At 52.6% G+C, this 21,096-nt stretch carries 16 protein-coding genes; 10 read left to right on the top strand and 6 right to left on the bottom strand.

The genetic code is table 11. The features are described 5' to 3' along the window. Nucleotides 1-28: 28 nt before the first annotated feature. From AACS80_RS15420 to hemH, 5 genes are all read left to right on the top strand, one after another. Nucleotides 29-358, top strand: coding sequence for a YbaB/EbfC family nucleoid-associated protein (locus AACS80_RS15420; protein WP_001515903.1), 330 nt, complete (start codon nt 29-31; stop codon nt 356-358). Next, nucleotides 358-963, top strand: a complete 606-nt coding sequence (gene recR / locus AACS80_RS15415; protein WP_130206305.1) for a recombination mediator RecR — start codon at nt 358-360, stop codon at nt 961-963. Before AACS80_RS15420 ends, recR begins: the two co-directional genes overlap by 1 nt. A 109-nt stretch (nt 964-1,072) precedes the next feature. Continuing rightward, the gene (htpG, locus tag AACS80_RS15410; protein ID WP_000678201.1) at nt 1,073-2,947 is read left to right on the top strand and encodes a molecular chaperone HtpG; all 1,875 of its coding nucleotides are present in this window, start codon (nt 1,073-1,075) and stop codon (nt 2,945-2,947) included. Nucleotides 2,948-3,165: 218 nt separating this feature from the next. After that, entirely contained in the window at nt 3,166-3,810 is a 645-nt protein-coding gene (gene adk / locus AACS80_RS15405; RefSeq protein WP_001313630.1) for an adenylate kinase, read from the top strand. A 131-nt stretch (nt 3,811-3,941) separates the two neighbouring features. Further along, entirely contained in the window at nt 3,942-4,904 is a 963-nt protein-coding gene (hemH, locus tag AACS80_RS15400) for a ferrochelatase (protein ID WP_135409621.1), read from the top strand. Here hemH and aes read toward each other — a convergent pair. Beyond that, nucleotides 4,879-5,847: an acetyl esterase gene (gene aes / locus AACS80_RS15395; RefSeq protein WP_135409622.1), complete on the bottom strand. Its 969-nt coding sequence runs from the start codon at nt 5,845-5,847 to the stop codon at nt 4,879-4,881. The two genes, hemH and aes, sit on opposite strands and share 26 nt — an antisense overlap. A 151-nt stretch (nt 5,848-5,998) precedes the next feature. Between aes and gsk the strand changes: the two genes are divergently transcribed. Next, complete coding sequence (gene gsk / locus AACS80_RS15390) at nt 5,999-7,303, top strand: inosine/guanosine kinase (protein ID WP_130206313.1); 1,305 nt, start codon at nt 5,999-6,001, stop codon at nt 7,301-7,303. A gap of 130 nt (nt 7,304-7,433) precedes the next feature. Here the strand turns inward: gsk and ybaL are convergent, their stop codons facing one another. Continuing rightward, on the bottom strand, nt 7,434-9,110 hold the full coding sequence (ybaL, locus tag AACS80_RS15385; protein WP_135494281.1) for a YbaL family putative K(+) efflux transporter: 1,677 nt from the start codon (nt 9,108-9,110) through the stop codon (nt 7,434-7,436). 238 nt (nt 9,111-9,348) lie between these two features. Beyond that, nucleotides 9,349-10,569, bottom strand: a complete 1,221-nt coding sequence (gene fsr, locus AACS80_RS15380) for a fosmidomycin MFS transporter (RefSeq protein WP_135409623.1) — start codon at nt 10,567-10,569, stop codon at nt 9,349-9,351. 217 nt (nt 10,570-10,786) lie between these two features. On the opposite strand from fsr, the gene ushA reads away from it, so the two are divergent. Further along, complete coding sequence (gene ushA / locus AACS80_RS15375; RefSeq protein WP_138183863.1) at nt 10,787-12,439, top strand: bifunctional UDP-sugar hydrolase/5'-nucleotidase; 1,653 nt, start codon at nt 10,787-10,789, stop codon at nt 12,437-12,439. A gap of 36 nt (nt 12,440-12,475) precedes the next feature. On the opposite strand, the gene ybaK is transcribed toward ushA, so the two are convergent. The 3 genes from ybaK to copA form a co-directional block, all read right to left on the bottom strand. Then, complete coding sequence (gene ybaK, locus AACS80_RS15370) at nt 12,476-12,955, bottom strand: Cys-tRNA(Pro)/Cys-tRNA(Cys) deacylase YbaK (protein WP_130260288.1); 480 nt, start codon at nt 12,953-12,955, stop codon at nt 12,476-12,478. A gap of 203 nt (nt 12,956-13,158) precedes the next feature. Then, the gene (locus tag AACS80_RS15365) at nt 13,159-13,953 is read right to left on the bottom strand and encodes a TraB/GumN family protein (RefSeq protein ID WP_138183862.1); all 795 of its coding nucleotides are present in this window, start codon (nt 13,951-13,953) and stop codon (nt 13,159-13,161) included. A gap of 428 nt (nt 13,954-14,381) precedes the next feature. Further along, nucleotides 14,382-16,886: a copper-exporting P-type ATPase CopA gene (copA, locus tag AACS80_RS15360; RefSeq protein ID WP_135409625.1), complete on the bottom strand. Its 2,505-nt coding sequence runs from the start codon at nt 16,884-16,886 to the stop codon at nt 14,382-14,384. A 261-nt stretch (nt 16,887-17,147) separates the two neighbouring features. On the opposite strand from copA, the gene glsA reads away from it, so the two are divergent. From glsA to AACS80_RS15345, 3 genes are all read left to right on the top strand, one after another. Beyond that, on the top strand, nt 17,148-18,080 hold the full coding sequence (glsA, locus tag AACS80_RS15355; RefSeq protein ID WP_130206327.1) for a glutaminase A: 933 nt from the start codon (nt 17,148-17,150) through the stop codon (nt 18,078-18,080). Between the two features lie 2 nt (nt 18,081-18,082). After that, nucleotides 18,083-19,375: an APC family permease gene (locus AACS80_RS15350; protein ID WP_135409626.1), complete on the top strand. Its 1,293-nt coding sequence runs from the start codon at nt 18,083-18,085 to the stop codon at nt 19,373-19,375. Between the two features lie 342 nt (nt 19,376-19,717). Continuing rightward, nucleotides 19,718-21,073, top strand: a complete 1,356-nt coding sequence (locus AACS80_RS15345; RefSeq protein WP_130215513.1) for a TolC family outer membrane protein — start codon at nt 19,718-19,720, stop codon at nt 21,071-21,073. Nucleotides 21,074-21,096: the final 23 nt, after the last annotated feature.

Below are 21,096 nucleotides of genomic sequence, written 5' to 3'. Positions count from 1 at the left end.
ATCCTTAACGTGATTGAGAGAGAAACCTATGTTTGGTAAAGGCGGTCTGGGCAACCTGATGAAGCAAGCCCAGCAGATGCAAGAAAAAATGCAGCAGATGCAGGAAGAAATCGCGAAGCTGGAAGTGACTGGCGAATCCGGCGCAGGTCTGGTGAAAGTGACCATCAATGGCGCTCACAACTGCCGTCGCGTAGAGATCGACCCGAGCCTGCTGGAAGACGACAAAGAGATGCTGGAAGATTTGGTCGCTGCGGCATTCAACGACGCAGCGCGTCGCATCGAAGAAACCCAGAAAGAAAAAATGGCCTCTGTTTCCTCCGGAATGCAGCTGCCGCCAGGCTTTAAGATGCCGTTCTGATGCAAACCAGCCCGCTGTTAACACAGCTTATGGAAGCACTGCGCTGTCTGCCGGGCGTTGGCCCGAAGTCGGCGCAGCGTATGGCGTTCACGCTGCTTCAGCGCGATCGTAGCGGCGGGATGCGTCTGGCGCAGGCGCTCACCCGGGCGATGTCGGAAATCGGCCACTGCGCCGATTGTCGGACCTTCACTGAACAGGAAGTCTGTAACATCTGTTCAAATCCGCGTCGTCAGGAAAACGGTCAAATCTGCGTGGTGGAGAGTCCGGCGGACATCTACGCCATTGAGCAGACGGGGCAGTTTTCCGGTCGTTATTTTGTGTTGATGGGGCATCTGTCACCGCTGGACGGTATTGGCCCGGATGATATCGGACTTGATCGCCTGGAACAGCGTCTGGCGGCAGAAAAAATCACCGAAGTGATCCTCGCCACCAACCCGACGGTCGAAGGTGAAGCCACCGCTAACTACATTGCCGAGCTTTGCGCGCAATATGACGTGGAAGCCAGCCGTATCGCTCATGGCGTACCGGTTGGCGGCGAGCTGGAAATGGTCGATGGCACCACGCTGTCACACTCCCTTGCCGGGCGTCATAAGATTCGTTTTTAAGCAAACGAGAGCAGGATCACCTGCTCTCGCTTGAAATTATCCTTCCTTGTCCCCATTTACCCCTCATCCTGTTTTTAACCTTAAAATGGCATTATTGAGGTAGACCTACATGAAAGGACAAGAAACTCGTGGTTTTCAGTCAGAAGTGAAACAGCTTCTGCACCTGATGATCCATTCTCTGTATTCCAATAAAGAAATCTTCCTGCGTGAGCTTATCTCTAACGCCTCCGATGCGGCGGACAAGCTGCGTTTCCGCGCGCTCTCTAACCCGGATCTGTACGAAGGTGACGGCGAACTGCGCGTTCGTGTTTCTTTCGATAAAGACAAGCGCACGCTGACCATCTCCGATAACGGCGTGGGGATGACCCGCGACGAAGTGATTGACCATCTGGGGACTATCGCTAAATCCGGCACCAAATCATTCCTCGAATCCCTGGGCTCTGACCAGGCAAAAGACAGCCAGCTGATCGGTCAGTTCGGTGTTGGTTTCTACTCTGCGTTTATCGTGGCCGATAAAGTGACCGTGCGTACTCGTGCGGCGGGCGAAAAACCAGAAAACGGCGTGTTCTGGGAATCGGCTGGTGAAGGTGAATACACCGTTGCCGACATCACCAAAGAAGATCGTGGTACTGAAATCACCCTGCATCTGCGTGAAGGCGAAGACGAGTTCCTCGATGACTGGCGCGTGCGTTCCATCATCAGCAAATACTCCGACCATATCGCGCTGCCGGTAGAGATCGAAAAACGCGAAGAGAAAGACGGCGAAACCGTTATCTCCTGGGAGAAAATCAACAAAGCGCAGGCGCTGTGGACCCGTAACAAGTCGGAAATCACCGATGAAGAGTACAAAGAGTTCTACAAACACATCGCCCACGACTTTAACGATCCGCTGACCTGGAGCCACAACCGCGTTGAAGGTAAGCAGGAGTACACCAGCCTGCTGTACATCCCGTCGCAGGCACCGTGGGATATGTGGAACCGCGATCATAAACACGGCCTGAAACTGTACGTCCAGCGTGTGTTCATCATGGACGACGCAGAACAGTTCATGCCGAACTATCTGCGCTTCGTGCGTGGTCTGATTGACTCCAGCGATCTGCCGCTGAACGTTTCCCGTGAAATCCTCCAGGACAGCACCGTAACCCGCAATCTGCGCAATGCGCTGACCAAGCGTGTGCTGCAAATGCTGGAAAAACTGGCGAAAGACGACGCGGAAAAATACCAGACCTTCTGGCAACAGTTTGGCCTGGTACTGAAAGAAGGTCCGGCGGAAGATTTCGCTAACCAGGAAGCGATCGCCAAACTGCTGCGTTTTGCGTCTACCCATACAGATTCTTCTGCGCAGACCGTGTCTCTGGAAGACTACGTTTCCCGCATGAAAGAAGGGCAGGAGAAAATCTACTACATCACCGCAGACAGCTATGCGGCGGCGAAGAGCAGCCCGCACCTGGAACTGCTGCGTAAGAAAGGCATCGAAGTTCTGCTGCTTTCCGACCGCATCGATGAGTGGATGATGAACTATCTGACCGAGTTCGACGGTAAACCGTTCCAGTCAGTGTCTAAAGTTGACGAGTCGCTGGAAAAACTGGCTGATGAAGTCGATGAAAGTGCGAAGGAAGCGGAAAAAGCACTGACTCCATTCATCGACCGTGTGAAAGCCCTGCTCGGCGAGCGCGTGAAAGATGTCCGTCTGACTCACCGTCTGACCGATACGCCAGCGATTGTTTCTACCGACGCGGACGAAATGAGCACCCAGATGGCTAAACTGTTCGCCGCAGCGGGCCAGAAAGTGCCAGAAGTGAAATACATCTTCGAACTGAACCCGGATCACGTACTGGTGAAACGTGCTGCAGATACTGAAGATGAAGCCAAGTTCAGCGAGTGGGTAGAACTGCTGCTGGATCAGGCGCTGCTGGCAGAACGCGGTACGCTGGAAGATCCGAACCTGTTTATTCGTCGTATGAACCAGTTACTGGTTTCCTGATGTAATGCCGGATGAATTTTATCCGGCATACAGCTGAATGTGGTGCCGGATGACCTTCGTGTCATCCGGCATTTTTCTTTTCATCCTCTGCACTTTCCGCAAATTATCTCACCATTAACCGTTTCAGCCCCGGGCGCCTTTCTTGAGGCAATCGCCTGTTGGTGGTATCGTTTATCGCTTTTTCAAAAAATTCGACACAATTTAAGGGGATTTTCGCAATGCGTATCATTCTGCTTGGCGCTCCGGGCGCGGGGAAAGGGACTCAGGCTCAGTTCATCATGGAGAAATATGGTATTCCGCAAATCTCCACTGGCGATATGCTGCGTGCCGCAGTCAAATCTGGCTCCGAGCTGGGTAAACAAGCTAAAGACATTATGGACGCTGGCAAACTGGTCACCGATGAACTGGTGATCGCGCTGGTTAAAGAGCGCATTGCTCAGGAAGATTGCCGTAATGGTTTCCTGTTGGACGGCTTCCCGCGTACCATTCCGCAGGCAGACGCGATGAAAGAAGCGGGCATCAATGTTGATTACGTTCTGGAATTCGACGTGCCGGACGAACTGATTGTTGATCGTATCGTGGGCCGCCGCGTTCACGCGCCGTCTGGTCGTGTATATCACGTTAAATTCAATCCGCCGAAAGTAGAAGGCAAAGACGACGTGACCGGTGAAGAGCTGACTACTCGTAAAGACGATCAGGAAGAAACCGTGCGTAAACGTCTGGTTGAATACCATCAGATGACTGCACCGCTGATTGGCTACTACTCCAAAGAAGCAGAAGCGGGTAACACCAAATACGCGAAAGTTGACGGCACCAAACCGGTCGCTGAAGTTCGCGCGGCTCTGGAAAAAATCCTCGGCTAATCAAGCCGCAGCAGATCTGCTCTCGGGCAGGTCTGCGTATCCTCCTCAGGCCAGGCCTCTCACAGCAATTAGTTCTTCTTCCTCACTTTTCCGCTACAATTATCAACAAGTTGAATCGATAAGAGGCGGTAATGCGTCAGACTAAAACCGGTATCCTGCTGGCAAACCTGGGGACGCCCGATGCCCCCACTCCTGAAGCGGTAAAACGCTATCTGAAACAATTTTTAAGCGATAGACGCGTGGTTGATACCTCACGGCTGTTGTGGTGGCCGTTGCTGCGTGGTGTGATTTTGCCGCTGCGCTCACCGCGCGTGGCGAAGCTGTACGCCTCGGTCTGGATGGAAGACGGCTCGCCACTGATGGTTTACAGCCGCCAGCAACAGCAGGCGCTGGCACAACGTTTACCGGAAACGCCAGTGGCGCTGGGCATGAGCTACGGCTCGCCATCACTGGAAAGCGCCGTCGATGAACTACTGGCAGAACATGTTGATCATATTGTGGTGCTGCCGCTCTATCCGCAATACTCCTGTTCTACGGTTGGCGCTGTGTGGGATGAACTTGCACGCATTCTCGCGCGCAAGCGTAGCATTCCGGGGATTTCGTTTATTCGTGATTACGCCGATAACCACGATTACATTAATGCGCTGGCGAACAGCGTGCGGGCCTCTTTCGAAAAACATGGCGAGCCGGATCTGCTGCTGCTCTCTTATCATGGCATTCCTCAGCGTTACGCGGATGAAGGTGATGATTACCCGCAGCGTTGCCGCACAACGACTCGCGAACTGGCCTCCGCACTGGGGATGGCACCGGAAAAAGTGATGATGACCTTTCAGTCGCGCTTTGGTCGGGAACCCTGGCTGATGCCTTATACCGACGAAACGCTGAAAATGCTCGGAGAAAAAGGTGTCGGTCATATTCAGGTGGTGTGTCCGGGCTTTGCTGCGGATTGTCTGGAGACGCTGGAAGAGATTGCCGAGCAAAACCGTGAAGTCTTCCTCGGCGCTGGCGGGAAAAAATACGAATATATTCCGGCGCTTAATGCTACACCGGAGCATATCGAAATGATGGCTAATCTTGTTGCAGCCTATCGCTAAAGAATTGAGCACCGTCGCGTAGAGCATCGTCGGCGGTTTTCATCATCCGTGAATAATGCAAAAAGGCGTGCAGCGTACCGGAGTAGAGTTTGAACTCACAAGGTTGCTGATGCGCCGCTAACGTCTGGTAAAGCAGGCGACTGTCATCCAGCAGCGGATCGAACTCCGCTCCGGCGATATAACAGGGCGGCACATTTCGAGTGAGATCATTATTAAACAGGCAGTAATACGGCGACTCGCGATCCGCTTCGCTGCCTAAATATGCCTCTTCATACATCTGTAAATCCTGTTGCGTTAAGCCATCCCAGGTACCGCCCAGCAGGCGACGAGTCACGGAATCCCGTAACCCATAAAGTCCATACCACAGCAAAACGCCCACAACCTTACCGCAATCGATCTGTTTATCCCGCAGCCACAAGGCGCTGGCGAGCGCCAGCATTGCGCCAGCGGAATCACCGGCAAAGCCAATATGTGACATATTAATTTGATAATCGCCCGCCTGCTGGTGGAAGTGACAACAGGCGGCCACGATTTCCTCTATCGCCTGCGGAAAACGCGCTTCTGGCGAAAGGGTGTAATCAATGCCAATCACCGTACACTGAGTGTAGATTGCCAGCAGGCGCATGATGCGATCGTGAGTATCGAGATTGCCGAGAATAAAACCACCGCCGTGAAGATAAAATAGCGTCGCTGGGCTATCTGAATTTGGACAAAATAAACGGGCCTCCACTTGTCCATATTTTGTCGGAACTGCGTAATCCCTGGTTTCCATTTCTGGAGCGCCCGCATTCCAGAATCGCCGCTCGAGCGTGTAATGCTGACGCTGCTCGGCAAGTGTTCCTTCTGCGGGCCAGGGCGGTAAATCAGGCTGAAGCGTATTAACAACGGCCCTCATTTCGGCAGAAATCAGTTCCAGTGCGGGTAATTTGTTTTCCATCTTCATAGAAAAACTCCTTTCAAATTACGCCATTGTAAGGAAGCTCTGCCATGATAATGCGATCTCGTCTGCTGATATTGAAACTGGCTGCATCTCGCGCGTTCCCGTGAGATTGTGTTAACATTCGCCGCTCAGTTAACCACCCGTAAAAACAACCATGAAATTTCCCGGTAAACGTAAATCCAAACATTACTTCCCTGTAAACGCACGCGATCCGCTGTTGCAGCAAATCCAGCCAGAAAACGAAACCAGCGCTGCCTGGGTGGTGGGTATCGACCAGACGTTGGTAGATATTGAAGCAAAAGTGGATGATGAATTTATTGAGCGTTATGGATTAAGCGCCGGGCATTCACTGGTGATTGAAGATGATGTTGCCGAAGCACTCTATCAGGAACTTAAAGAGAAAAACCTGATTACCCATCAGTTTGCGGGTGGCACTATTGGTAACACCATGCATAACTACTCGGTACTGGCGGATGACCGCTCGGTACTACTGGGCGTGATGTGCAGCAATATTGAAATTGGCAGCTACGCCTATCGCTATTTGTGTAATACCTCCAGCCGTACCGATCTTAATTATCTGCAAGGCGTAGACGGCCCGATTGGACGCTGCTTTACGCTGATTGGTGAGTCTGGCGAACGCACTTTTGCCATTAGCCCTGGCCACATGAACCAGCTACGGGCAGAAAGCATTCCGGAAGATGTGATTGCCGGAGCGTCGGCGCTGGTACTCACCTCATATCTGGTGCGCTGCAAGCCGGGCGAACCGATGCCGGAAGCGACCATGAAAGCCATTGAGTACGCGAAGAAATATAACGTGCCGGTGGTGCTGACGCTGGGGACTAAATTTGTCATCGCCGAGAATCCGCAGTGGTGGCAGCAATTCCTCAAAGAACACGTTTCCATCCTTGCGATGAACGAAGAAGAAGCCGAAGCGTTGACCGGAGAGAGCGATCCGCTGCTGGCGTCTGACAAGGCGCTGGACTGGGTGGATCTGGTGCTGTGTACCGCCGGGCCAATCGGTTTGTATATGGCGGGCTTTACTGAAGACGAAGCGAAACGCAAAACCCAGCATCCGCTGCTGCCGGGCGCTATCGCGGAATTTAACCAGTATGAGTTTAGCCGCGCTATGCGCCACAAGGATTGCCAGAATCCGCTGCGCGTCTATTCGCACATTGCGCCGTATATGGGCGGACCAGAAAAAATCATGAACACCAACGGTGCCGGAGATGGGGCGCTGGCGGCGCTGTTGCATGACATTACCGCTAACAGTTATCACCGTAGCAACGTACCAAATTCCAGCAAACATAAATTCACCTGGCTGACGTATTCGTCATTAGCGCAGGTGTGTAAATACGCCAACCGTGTGAGCTATCAGGTACTGAACCAGCATTCTCCACGCTTAACGCGCGGGCTGCCGGAGCGTGAAGACAGCCTGGAAGAATCTTACTGGGATCGTTAAGTTATCGTCGGTTCGTAGGCCAGATAAGGCGTTCACGCCGCATCTGGCATTTGGCGCTCGATGCCTGATGCGACGCTGGCCGCGTCTTATCAGGCCTACATATCCGCGCCTATTATCCGGTAATCACCGTTTACCCCGTCACCACTTCACCCGCCGGTGGCGTTTCCAGCAGTTCCAGCATGGTGCGGGCAATTTCACGCTCGCCCATCACCACCTGATTCGCGCCACGTTCGGTGATATACGCCACCTCGTCGTCATAATGGGCGCGGGCGATAATCTCAATATCCGGGTTTTTCGCGCGAGCAGACGCCACAATCTCGCCGGCTTCGTAACCGTTGGGAATCGTCAGGATCAGCCATTTTGCGCATTCCAGATGCGCCAGTTGCATGATCTCTTCGTTAGCCGCGTTGCCTAATACCGCCCGGACTCCGCGCTCACGCAGTTCGTCGACGCGAGTACGTGACGTCTCAATCACCACTAAAGGAATATCAGATGCGAGCAATTTCTCCCCCAGCAGGCTGCCCACACGACCATAACCTACCAGCAGCGCATGGTTGCAGATATCAACCGGAATCTGCTTCTCTTCTTCGATAGCTTCCTCCAGCGTCTGTTCTTCCAGCGTTTCGGTTTTCGCCAGGTATTTCTCCAGCAGCGCGAACAGCACCGGGTTGAGCATAATCGACAAAATCGCCCCCGCCAGCACCAGGTTTTGCCCCGCCTGCGGCAGCAGATTCAACGCCATCCCCAGACCCGCCAGAATAAAGGCGAACTCACCAATTTGCGCCAGGCTGGCGGCGATGGTTAACGCCGTGCGCTGGGAGTGACCAAACAACCGGACGAGGAAAAGCGCCGCGACCGATTTACCAAACAGAATAATCGCCAGCGTAGCCAGCACTGCCAACGGCTGCTGAATCAGGATTAACGGATCAAACAACATCCCGACAGAGACGAAGAACAACACTGCAAACGCATCACGTAATGGCAGTGTATCGTGGGCGGCACGGTGGCTAAGTTCGGACTCATTCAGCACCATCCCGGCAAAGAACGCGCCGAGTGCAAAGGAGACGTCAAACAGCTCCACCGCGCCAAAAGCAATCCCTAACGCCAGCGCCAGCACCGACAAGGTAAACAGCTCGCGCGAACCCGTTGCCGCGCTACGTGCCATAATCCACGGCACCAGACGGCGACCTACCAACATCATAATGGCAATAAACGCGACGACTTTGCCGATGGTGATACTCATATCCAGCGCCAGCGTCGCAAAGCCCACATCGCCCTGTTCCAGCATTCCGGCTACCGCTGGCAGCAACACCAGCGTCAGGACCATCACCAGGTCTTCCACAATCAGCCAGCCAATGGCGATTTGCCCTCGCTGGCTGTCTATCAACTGCCGTTCTTCAAGTGCGCGCAGTAACACCACGGTACTGGCGGTGGAAAGACACAGGCCGAACACGATGCCGGTCATCAACGACCAGCCGATCACGGCAGAAAGAGCCATACCCAGCAACGTCGCCACGGCTATCTGGGCAATTGCGCCGGGAATGGCGATAGACTTTACCGCCATCAAATCCTTGAGTGAAAAATGCAGGCCGACGCCGAACATCAACAGAATAACGCCCAGTTCCGCCAGTTCAGGCGCAAGTTTTGTATCGGCAACAAAACCTGGGGTAAAGGGGCCTGCCAGCACACCCGCTAACAGATATCCCACCAGAGGAGAAATACGCAGTTTATTGGCCAGCATGCCGAGGATAAAGGCAAGCACAAGGCCGCCAACAATTGTGGTGATAAGCGGGGTGGCGTGATGCATTCCGTCTCCTTTTCCTGGTGGTGGTTGTCCATATTTTGGCCGGGAAAACCAAAATTACAGGTAATAGTTTATGACAATTTCATAGATGATGTTTATGAATAATTATTGAATTTTGCAGAAAAATGGAATTAGCCGCAAAAAAGGCACGGATCGGAAAAGTGATGAGGTGTATGAAGAGGAAAGGCTTATGGTTACTGCAAAATGAAGCAGCCAAAGTTTACCTTTGGCTGCCGGGAATTCAGGATTTATGCCGATTATCAGGTAAGAATATGGTCAACATGCCAAGAAGCGGCAGGAAAGCACAGATTTTATAAACTAACTCGATACTGGTATGGTCGGCAATAAGCCCCAGAACTGCGGCTCCAAGGCCACCCATGCCAAAAGCAAAACCGAAAAAGAGCCCGGAAACCATGCCGATACGCCCCGGCAACAGCTCTTGCGCATAAACCAGAATGGCAGAAAACGCAGAGGCGAGGATAAATCCAATAATCACCGTCAAAACCCCCGTCCAGTGCAGGCTTGCGTACGGTAAAATAAGCGTAAAAGGTGCAACGCCGAGGATAGAGCCCCAAATTACATATTTTCGACCAATCTTATCGCCAACAGGCCCGCCAATCACCGTCCCCGCCGCAACGGCAAACAGGAAGGCAAACAGATGAAGTTGGGCATTCTGGATGGATAATCCGAATTTTTCCATCAGATAAAAGGTGTAATAGCTGCTGATGCTCGCCATATAGAAATATTTCGAGAAAATCAGCACTAACAGTACGCAAACAGCCAGCACGACCTTATTTCGTGGCAGCGGATTGATTATTGGCGCTTTCGGCTTGCCTTTACTCATTCGGTGCTGCGCAGAGTACCAGCGGCTGATTTGCGCCAACACCACGATTGCCAGCAGTGCCGCCAGTACAAACCACGCAACGTTGCCTTTGCCATAGGGGGCGATGAGTACCGCCGCCAGCAAAGGCCCCAACGAACTGCCAAAGTTACCGCCGACCTGGAAGATGGATTGCGCCAGACCATGACGTCCGCCAGACGCCATACGTGCCACGCGGGAAGATTCTGGATGAAATACCGACGAACCGGTACCGACCAGCGCCGCCGCCAGCAACACCGAGCCAAAACTGCCCGCCAGCGCCAGCAGCACCAGGCCGCTTAAGGTAAAGCACATGCCAATTGGCAACGACCACGGCATTGGGTATTTATCTGTCCAGTAACCGACCACTGGTTGCAGCAGCGAAGAGGCGAGCTGGAAGGTGAGGGTTATCAGCCCAATCTGCATAAATGTCAGGGAAAACTCTGACTGTAATAGCGGATAAATCGCCAGAATCAGCGATTGGATCATGTCGTTCAGCAGATGCGAAAGGCTGATAGCGCCTAAAATGCCAAACGATGTGTGAGCCTTAGTGGTCGATGCAGCCGCGCCCGCCACAGGCTGGGTTTGTTCACTCATTGCCATAGGAAAGTCACTTTTTTAGGGTTGCGATGTAAAGAATGATCTTATTTGTGATTATTACCCGACTAACATACCTGTATGCGCTGATTGAAGGAAGTCTCAATGTGGAAAACAGAATTTCCAATCTGGATGTAGATTTATCGTAACCGAACGCAGACTTGTCTATGATGTCGCGTCATACTAATTTTCAACACGTTATTATCTGGTCAGGGAGAGAAGTATGAAATTATTGCAGCGGGGTGTGGCATTAGCACTGTTAACCACATTGTCACTGGCGAGTGAAACTGCGTTGGCCTATGAGCAGGATAAAACCTATAAAATTACGGTTCTGCATACCAACGACCATCACGGTCATTTCTGGCGCAATGAATATGGCGAATACGGTCTGGCGGCACAAAAAACGCTGGTGGACGGTATTCGTAAAGAGGTCGCCGCTGAAGGCGGGAGCGTGCTGCTACTTTCTGGTGGCGACATTAATACCGGTGTGCCGGAGTCTGACTTACAGGACGCAGAGCCAGATTTTCGCGGCATGAATCTGGTGGGCTATGATGCAATGGCGATTGGCAATCATGAATTTGATAACCCGCTCACCGTATTAAGCCAGCAGGAAAAGTGGGCAAAGTTCCCGTTGCTCTCTGCCAATATCTATCAAAAAAGTACCGGCGAGCGCCTGTTTAAACCCTGGGCGCTGTTTAAACGCCAGGATCTGAAAATCGCCGTTATCGGTTTAACAACTGATGAAACAGCGAAATTAGGTAACCCAGAAAACTTCACCGACATTGAATTCCGTAAACCTGCCGACGAAGCCAAACTGGTGATCCAGGAGCTGCAACAGACAGAAAAGCCGGACATTATTATCGCGGCGACCCATATGGGGCATTACGACAACGGTGAGCACGGTTCTAACGCGCCGGGTGATGTAGAGATGGCGCGCAGTTTGCCTGCCGGATCGCTGGCGATGATTGTCGGCGGACATTCGCAAGATCCAGTCTGTATGGCTGCGGAAAATAAAAAGCAGGTAGATTACGTTCCTGGTACGCCATGCAAACCGGATCAACAAAACGGCATCTGGATTGTACAAGCGCATGAGTGGGGCAAGTACGTTGGTCGGGCCGACTTTGAGTTTCGCAACGGCGAAATGAAAATGGTCAACTACCAGCTGATTCCGGTGAACCTGAAGAAAAAAGTCACCTGGGAAGACGGGAAAAGCGAGCGTGTGCTGTACACCCCGGAAATCGCCGAGAATCAGCAAATGATCTCGCTGTTATCGCCGTTCCAGAACAAAGGCAAAGCGCAGCTGGAAGTGAAAATAGGCGAAACCAACGGTCGTCTGGAAGGCGATCGTGACAAAGTGCGTTTTGTACAGACCAATATGGGGCGGTTGATTCTGGCAGCCCAAATGGATCGTACTGGTGCTGACTTTGCGGTGATGAGCGGAGGCGGGATTCGTGATTCTATCGAGGCAGGCAATATCAGCTATAAAAACGTGCTGAAAGTGCAGCCGTTCGGCAATGTGGTGGTGTATGCCGACATGACCGGTAAAGAGGCGATTGATTATCTGACTGCCGTCGCGCAGATGAAGCCGGATTCCGGTGCCTACCCGCAATTTGCCAACGTCAGCTTTGTGGCGAAAGACGGCAAACTCAACGACCTGAAAATCAAAGGCGAACCGGTCGATCCGGCAAAAACCTACCGCATGGCAACATTAAACTTTAATGCTACTGGCGGTGATGGTTACCCGCACCTTGATAACAAACCGGGCTATGTGAATACCGGCTTTATTGATGCCGAAGTGCTGAAAGCGTATATCCAGAAAAACTCGCCGCTGGATGTGAGTGTCTATGAACCGAAAGGTGAGGTGAGCTGGCAGTAATCTGAAAGTGCCGGATGCTCACATCCGGCACAATGCTTAATCGCGACGGGCGATATCAGCAAATTTAGCATCGAGGATCTTCGCCAAGTCGCCTGCCGCCAGTTCGATATCCAGCCCGCGTTTACCGCCGGAAACATAAATAGTGGCAAATTCTTGTGCGGGGGCGTCGATAATCGTCGGCAGACGTTTTTTCTGCCCTAACGGGCTAATTCCCCCAACCAGATATCCCGTTGAACGCTGCGCGACCATCGGATCGGCCATCTCTACTTTCTTGGCACCCAGCGCCTTTGCTACTTTTTTGAGATCTAATTGACCTGCGACTGGCGTGACGGCCACGGCAAGGTGTTTCATATCGCCATTCACTGCGACCAGCAGCGTTTTGTAGACCTGATCCGGATTCAAACCTAATTTTTTGACGACTTCATCGCCAAAATTGGTTTCTGCCGGATCGTGTTCGTAGGTATGAACCTGAAAAGAAATTTTGTTTTTTTCGAGTAATTTAACTGCCGGTGTCATCGTAATTTTCCTGCCTTAAACAAAAAAACGAAGCAAGCATACGCCTGATGGTGGTCCAAAAAAAAGTGCCATCTTGCCTAAGAGTATTGGCAGGATGGTGAGATTGAGCGACAATCGACTTACACCGTCGTTTAAAGCGACGGCATAATAATAAAAATATGAAATTCCTCTTTGACGGGCCAATAGCGATATTGGCCATTTTTTTAGCGCAACATTTGCGGCAAATTTCCTTCTCCATACAGATGTAAAGCACCGACCGCGACCACATAGCGCCCTGGCGGCATGGCATGCAGTTTATCCCGCCAGGCGAGATTTCTCTGGTGCATCAGGACATCGTACAGCGACTGACTGAACGTATTGGGCAGCGTTATTTCATTATTTTGTGGCGGTGCATTCAGCCACCAGCTCATCATTTGTTGCAGCAACCGTGCGTTGGTATGCCAGTGGGTCAGCGTATCGTCCAGCAGCGCCTGTCCTTTGTCGGGAAGCTGGAGCAACATGGCAATCTGGTTTTCTGCCCCTTCCAGTTCAATCACGGGTTTATGTTGTTGCTTCGCCACCTGCAATAGCTGGTAATCGATACCATATTCTGCCCGCAGCCCCAGTTTTTGCGCCTGTGTCGCCTGAAGAACCATCGCGATTTGCCACAACGGTTGGGTAGAAAACAGCGAAGGGGAAATGCCCATCTCCTGGCTGATATGTTGCAGGTTTTGCAATTGCTCCTCGCTGATACGCTCTTCCAGCGCCTCGCAGGCGGGCAAATTGGCGAATGGGGTATCGCTGGTGGAAACATCCGCCTCGACGATCAGCGCATCGGCGTTTTTGAGCTTTTTGAGCAAACGGGGGGGCAGGGGAGCCATATCGTGACTCCCCATATGAATACTGCCAATCAGATGAAAATGGCGATTGCCGGGGAGGGTTATATCGATGGCAGGCCAGGTGTAATGATTACCGCGCAGCGCGGCCCAAAGCGTTTTTACCCGGTACAACAGATCCATACGACCTCCCTTTGTGAAATATCATGCTAGCGCGCGGGGAGGGATGGCGCAAATAGAGTTATGAGGCTTGTTCAGTGGTAGCTTAAATATGATCGAAAAATTGTTTTTGCTTTGAAACGAAAGACTGCACGGGTGTTGGTGGCGTCAAAATCGCCGAGGCGTTCCCTGAAGGCCGGGGCAGCCCACATGGATGTGGGCTGAGGGCGCGTTTTACAGGGATGTTACCTCGCGCCCGACCCGGTAGCCGCAAGGGATAAGCTGAGGGTACCGCGCAGCGGCGATTTTGTTCGCCAGAGCCCGGGGGTGCAGGGGGCGGCGGCGATTGGCCGCCCCCTGCGCGCTCCCTGCGCCAGTCACTTTATATGGCATTACTCATAAAAGGAGCGCAACAAGAACTGGATCTCACAAACGCATTAAGTAAATACCAATCATTCCTTCGGTTTAAACCGCAGCAACCGGTTGGCGTTACTCACTACGGTAATCGACGAGAGCGCCATTGCCGCTCCGGCGACTACCGGGTTAAGCAGTGTTCCAGTGAATGGCCACAAAATACCGGCGGCGACCGGAATACCGATACTGTTGTAGATAAACGCGCCGAGCAGGTTCTGCTTCATGTTGCGCAGCGTTGCACGGGAAATCGCGAGCGCATCCGCAACACCCATAAGGCTATGGCGCATCAGGGTAATCGCCGCGGTTTCAATGGCAACATCACTGCCGCCCCCCATCGCAATACCGACATCCGCCTGGGCCAGCGCTGGCGCGTCGTTAATGCCGTCGCCCACCATTGCCACCTGACGTCCTTCACTTTGCAGACGTTTGATCGCTTCGGCTTTACCGTCCGGCAGCACCCCGGCAATCACTTCATCAATTCCAGCTTCTTTGGCGATTGCTTTGGCGGTGGTTGGGTTATCCCCGGTCAACATCACCAGACGATATCCCGCTTTATGCAGACGTTGCAGCGCCGCCACGCTATCATTACGCAACGGATCGCGTACTGCCAGTAAGGCCACCGCTTTCCCGTCAACCGCCAGCAGCACAGGCGTTGCGCCTTGCGATGCCTGAGCTGAAATATCTGCTTCAATCGCTTTAGTATCGACTTGCTGGTCATTTAGCAACGCCTGATTACCCAGCAATAACGCATGACCTTCTGCTTCACCGCTCACGCCCAGCCCGCGCAATGTGCGGAAACCGTTGACCTGCGGTAGCTGCATATCGCCTGCTTTATCGAGGATCGCTCGAGCCAGCGGATGGCTGGAACCTTGCTCCAGCGCCGCCGCCAGACGCAATGCCTGCGCTTCATCAACATCAGCAAATGTTTTTACCGCGACAACCTGCGGCTTCCCTTCGGTCAGCGTCCCGGTTTTATCGAACACGACGGTATCAAGCGTACTGGCGCGTTGCAGTGCGTCGGCGTCCCGCACCAGCACACCAAACTCAGCCGCCCGCCCGACGCCGGAAATAATCGACATCGGCGTCGCCAGCCCCAGCGCACACGGACAGGCGATAATCAGCACCGTGGTGGCAATCACCAGGGTATAGACAATCTGCGGTGCCGGACCAAAGAAATACCAGATTGCCGCACTGATCAGCGCAATAACCACCACTACCGGCACAAATACGGCAGAGATTTTATCCGCCAGCTGACCGATTTCTGGCTTACTGCTCTGGGCCTGGCGCACCATACGAATAATCCGCGACAGCGTGGTATGGCTGCCAACCGCACTGGCACGAAACAGCACGCTACCGTCCTGAACCACTGTCCCGGCATGGACGCTATCGCCTTCGCCCTTTTGCTGCGGGATAGGTTCGCCCGTCAGCATCGCTTCATCCAGCCACGCTTCGCCTTGGGTAATTTCACCATCTACCGGCACGCGGTCGCCCGTCGTCAGGCGCAGTAGCATGCCTGGCTGAACTTCCGCCAGCGGCACGCTTTTTTCACCTTCGTCAGTAACCAGTCGTGCCGTTGGCGGCGTTAAATCGAGTAATTTCTCCAGCGCCTTAGAAGAACGCTGACGTGCGCGCGCTTCCAGCATATGACCGAGATTGATCAGACCGATAATCATCGCGCTGGCTTCGTAATAAAGATGTCGCGCTTCCATTGGGAACCACTGCGGCCACAGGTTGACGCTCATCGAATAGAGCCACGCCACACCCGTACCCAGCGCCACCAGCGTATCCATCGTCGCCGCACCGTTTAGCAGGCTTTTCCATGCACTGCGGTAAAAATGGCCGCCGGCGAAAACCATTACCGCCAGGGTTATCAGGCCGATAACTAACCACAGGCTGCGGTTATCGGGGGTGACCATCATGTTATCGCCGATCATCCCCCAGACCATCACCGGGATACCCACCGCCAGTGCGACAATCGCCTGCCAGCGGAAGCGCTTCATCGTAGCGACGGCGGTTTCCTGCTGGCGCTCACGGCGTTTCGCGTCATCTTCAATCGCTTCCGCACCGTAGCCCGCTTTTTCCACCGCCTGGACTAAATCTTGTGGGGAGGCACTGCCCATCACCAGCGCAGTACGCTCCGCCAGGTTTACCCGTGCCTGGGTGACGCCCGGTACGCTTTGCAGCGCATTTTGTACGCGGGTGACACAGCTGGCGCAGCTCATGCCGCTCAGCAGCAACTGCTGGCTGTCATCGTCATCGGCGGTCGCTGCCGGAAGCTCATCAGAAACCGCTGTCAGTGCTTCCGACGGGATTGATGACTCCGCCAGCGGTTTAGCCTTTGGGTGGCTTACAGATGCGTCATAACCCGCTTGTTTGATGGTTTCGATCAGCTGTTCTGCACTGGCAGTGCCGGTAACGTGTGCTTCAGTGACAGACACATCCGCCTGCTCAACGTCCGGGCGCTGTTCGAGACTTTCTTTCACGCGTTTAACGCAGTGACCGCAGGACAGGCCGTCCAGGGTCAGGTCGATAGTTTGTGACATAACGTACTCCTTTAAGACAGTGTTGACTGACTGTGATAAAGGGTAAACCTTCCAGCAAGGGGAAGGTCAAGAAATTATTTATCAGCGAAATGAAAAGTCGGCAGAGATTAAAAAATTGGCGCAATTAGCATCAGAATTAGACATTTATCTCTTTGTTTTCCTTTATCTAAAGTACGGGTGCTAAGTTAAATCAGGATGCCTGAAAACTGGCATCGGGGTGAGGAAATACCTCCCGCATCTATAAAAAGGAGTTAACAAAAGATGTTAGATGCAAACAAACTACAACAAGCAGTGGATCAGGCGTATACCCAATTTCACTCACTTAGCGGCGGACAAAACGCCGACTACATCCCCTTTCTGGCGAATGTCCCCAGCCAACTGGCGAGCGTCGCTATCGTAACCTGCGATGGCAATATCTATAGTGCCGGTGACAGTGATTACCGCTTTGCGCTGGAATCCATCTCCAAAGTCTGTACGTTAGCCCTCGCGTTAGAAGATGTCGGCCCGCGGGCTGTACAAGATAAAATTGGCGCAGATCCCACCGGACTTCCCTTTAACTCGGTCATTGCCTTAGAGCTTCATGGTGGCAAACCGTTATCACCGCTGGTTAATGCGGGGGCTATCGCCGCCGTCAGTCTGATTAAAGCCGAGAATGCAGAACAACGCTGGCAGCGAATTTTACATATTCAACAACAGCTTGCAGGAGAACAAGTCGCGCTCTCTGACGAAGTCAACCAGTCGGAACAAACAACCAACTTCCATAACCGCGCTATTGCCTGGCTGCTGTACTCCGCCGGATATCTCTATTGCGATGCGATGGAAGCCTGTGATGTCTACACTCGCCAATGTTCCACGCTCATCAATACCGTGGAACTGGCGACGCTTGGCGCGACGCTGGCGGCGGGCGGTGTTAATCCGCTAAGTCAAAAACGCATTCTGCAGGCCGACAACGTGCCATACATTCTGGCCGAAATGATGATGGAAGGGCTGTATGGTCGTTCCGGTGACTGGGCGTATCGCGTTGGTTTGCCAGGAAAAAGCGGCGTTGGCGGCGGCATTCTGGCGGTAGTACCTGGCGTGATGGGGATTGCCGCGTTCTCCCCGCCGCTGGATGAAGACGGTAATAGTGTTCGGGGTCAGAAAATGGTGGCATCTGTTGCTAACCAACTCGGCTATAACGTGTTTAAGGGCTGATCATGATGAACGCGGAAGGTGATAACGGTAACAAGCCCCTCGGGCTATGGAACGTCGTTTCCATTGGCATCGGGGCAATGGTGGGGGCAGGGATCTTTGCCCTGCTGGGGCAGGCGGCGTTGTTAATGGAAGCCTCAACCTGGGTCGCCTTTGCCTTTGGCGGCATAGTGGCGATGTTTTCCGGTTATGCCTATGCGCGACTTGGGGCGAGTTATCCCAGTAATGGCGGGATTATTGACTTCTTTCGCCGGGGATTAGGGAACGGCGTCTTTTCACTGGCATTATCCTTGCTTTACCTGATGACGCTGGCGGTGAGTATTGCTATGGTTGCCCGCGCATTTGGTGCTTATGCCGTGCAGTTTCTGCATGAAGGCAGCCAGGATGAGCATCTTATTTTGCTGTACGCGCTGGCTATCATTGCGCTGATGACTCTCTTCAACTCTTTAAGCAACCACGCGGTAGGTCGACTGGAAGTTATCCTTGTTGGCATCAAAATGATGATCCTGTTGTTGTTGATCATTGCGGGTGTCTGGTCGCTACAACCTGCGCACATTTCTGTCTCCGCGCCCCCCTCTTCCGGCGCGTTCTTCTCTTGTATCGGGATTACCTTCCTTGCCTACGCGGGCTTTGGCATGATGGCGAACGCGGCGGATAAAGTAAAAGATCCGGCGGTCATTATGCCACGGGCGTTTCTGGTGGCGATTGGCGTTACTACGCTGCTTTACATCGCACTAGCGCTGGTACTGCTTAGCGATGTTTCGGCATTAGAGTTAGAAAAATATGCCGATACCGCGGTAGCGCAGGCCGCTTCTCCGCTGCTCGGGCATGTGGGGTATGTGATTGTGGTGATCGGCGCTTTACTGGCGACGGCTTCAGCCATTAACGCTAACCTGTTCGCGGTATTTAATATCATGGACAACATGGGCAGCGAGCATGAACTGCCGAAGCTAATGAATAAATCCCTGTGGCGGCAGAGCACATGGGGCAACATCATCGTGGTGGTGTTGATCATGCTGATGACGGCGGCGTTGAATTTAGGCTCGCTCGCCAGCGTCGCCAGTGCCACTTTTTTGGTCTGTTACCTGGCGGTGTTTATGGTCGCTATCCGCCTGCGTCATGATATCCACGCCTCGTTGCCAATCCTCATCGTTGGCACGCTGGTTATGTTGTTGGTGATCATCGGTTTTATTTACAGCCTGTGGTCCCAGGGCAGCAGTGCGCTGATGTGGATTATAGGCGCACTATTACTAAGCCTTATTGTGGCAATGGTAATGAAACGGAATAAAACGGTATAAACCTTCTTGTGCGCAGTGCTTTCTGCACTGCGCTTTTATTTTTTATCCTTAATTTAATCCCTTGCTTATGCTTTTAATAAATAATTCACACCAAAAAGATATATAGACGATAAAACTGTGATTTCTATCACTTCTTATCGTGGATTATTCTTAACGAGGATGATGGTAAACTAAAAGCCGTAGTGTATTCTTAATAAATAACGTATAAGCTTTTTCACTGCATTTCTTTTAATGGGGGAAGTAAAAACAAAAGAGATGCACAAGTTATTACCCTTCTTAAATAAAATGATGCTGGTTATAAAGATCAGTTAAAATAATGACCTGGAAGGAAGTGACTTATCTATGGCACGATTACAATTAAAAAACCGTAAAAATAAAGGTCTGATATTTTTAATCAGTTTTATTGTGATGGGTGGAGACGCGCTTGCTGCGCCATTACCGCAATGGGCCAATGCTCCTGCGGTTACGCCGGTTGCCAGTTTATCGTTACAGGAAAGCATATTGCGTGCCTTTGCGCGAAACCCCGACGTCACCCAACAGGCGGCGCAGATAGGTATTGGTGAAGCGCAAATCGATGAAGCCAAAAGCGCCTGGTATCCGCACATCGGTTTAACGGGTAATGCGGGGCCTTCCCGGCAAACGGACTCCAGCGGCAGGCTGGATAACAACGTTTCTTATGGCATAACCCTGACGCAGCTGGTGTATGACTTTGGTAAAACCAGTAACGATATCAAACTGCAAACTGCTGCTCGTGACAGCTACCGCTTTAAATTGATGGCAACCTTAACCGACGTAGCCGAAAAGACGGCGACGACCTATATGGAAGTCAGTCGTTATCAGGCTTTGTGCGACGCAGCGCAACGTAACATTCACTCTCTGGAAAACGTCTACAACATGGCCGCACTACGCGCCAACGCCGGGCTTAATTCATCATCCGATGAGTTACAGGCGCAAACGCGTATAGCGGGAATGCGCTCGACGCTGGAACAATATCAGGCACAGATGACAAGCGCCAAAGCACAGCTGGCGGTGCTCACAGGCGTACAGCCGGAGGCGATAGCTTCGCCGCCAGCCGCATTAGCCGAACAGCCAGTGTCGCTAAAAAATATCGACTATCAGTCCATCCCGCTGGTACTGGCGGCAGAAAACTTACGCCAGTCTGCCCAGTACGGCGTGGAGAAAACCAAATCGCAATACTGGCCTACGCTCAGTATTCAGGGCGGCAAAACGCGCTACCAGACCAGCGACCGCTCGTATTGGGATGATCAGTTACAACTGAACGTCAACGCGCCGCTGTATCAGGGCGGCGCGGTTTCAGCCCAGGTGCAACAGGCCGAAGGGCAACAAAAAATCTCTGCTTCGCAGGTTGAGCAGGCAAAACTGGACGTGCTTCAACGAGCGTCGGTGGCGTATGCCAACTGGACTGGCGCACGGGGTCGTGAAGAGGCTGGGTTAGCGCAATCTGAAAGTGCGCACAAAACGAGAGATGTGTACCAAAATGAATATAAATTGGGTAAACGCAGCCTGAATGATCTATTAACCGTCGAGCAAGATGTCTTTCAGGCGCAATCGGCTGAAATAAATGCCAATTATGATGGCTGGGTCGCCGCAGTGAATTATGCCGCTGCGGTTAATAACCTTATTCCATTAGCGGGAATTAAACAGGGCTTATACAACGACTTACCCGACTTGAAATAATCCTGCCATTATTAATATCAGGT

The organism is Escherichia sp. E4385, assembly GCF_963883145.1.
GTDB lineage: Bacteria > Pseudomonadota > Gammaproteobacteria > Enterobacterales > Enterobacteriaceae > Escherichia.
This window is presented reverse-complemented; position numbering and strand designations above follow the sequence as displayed.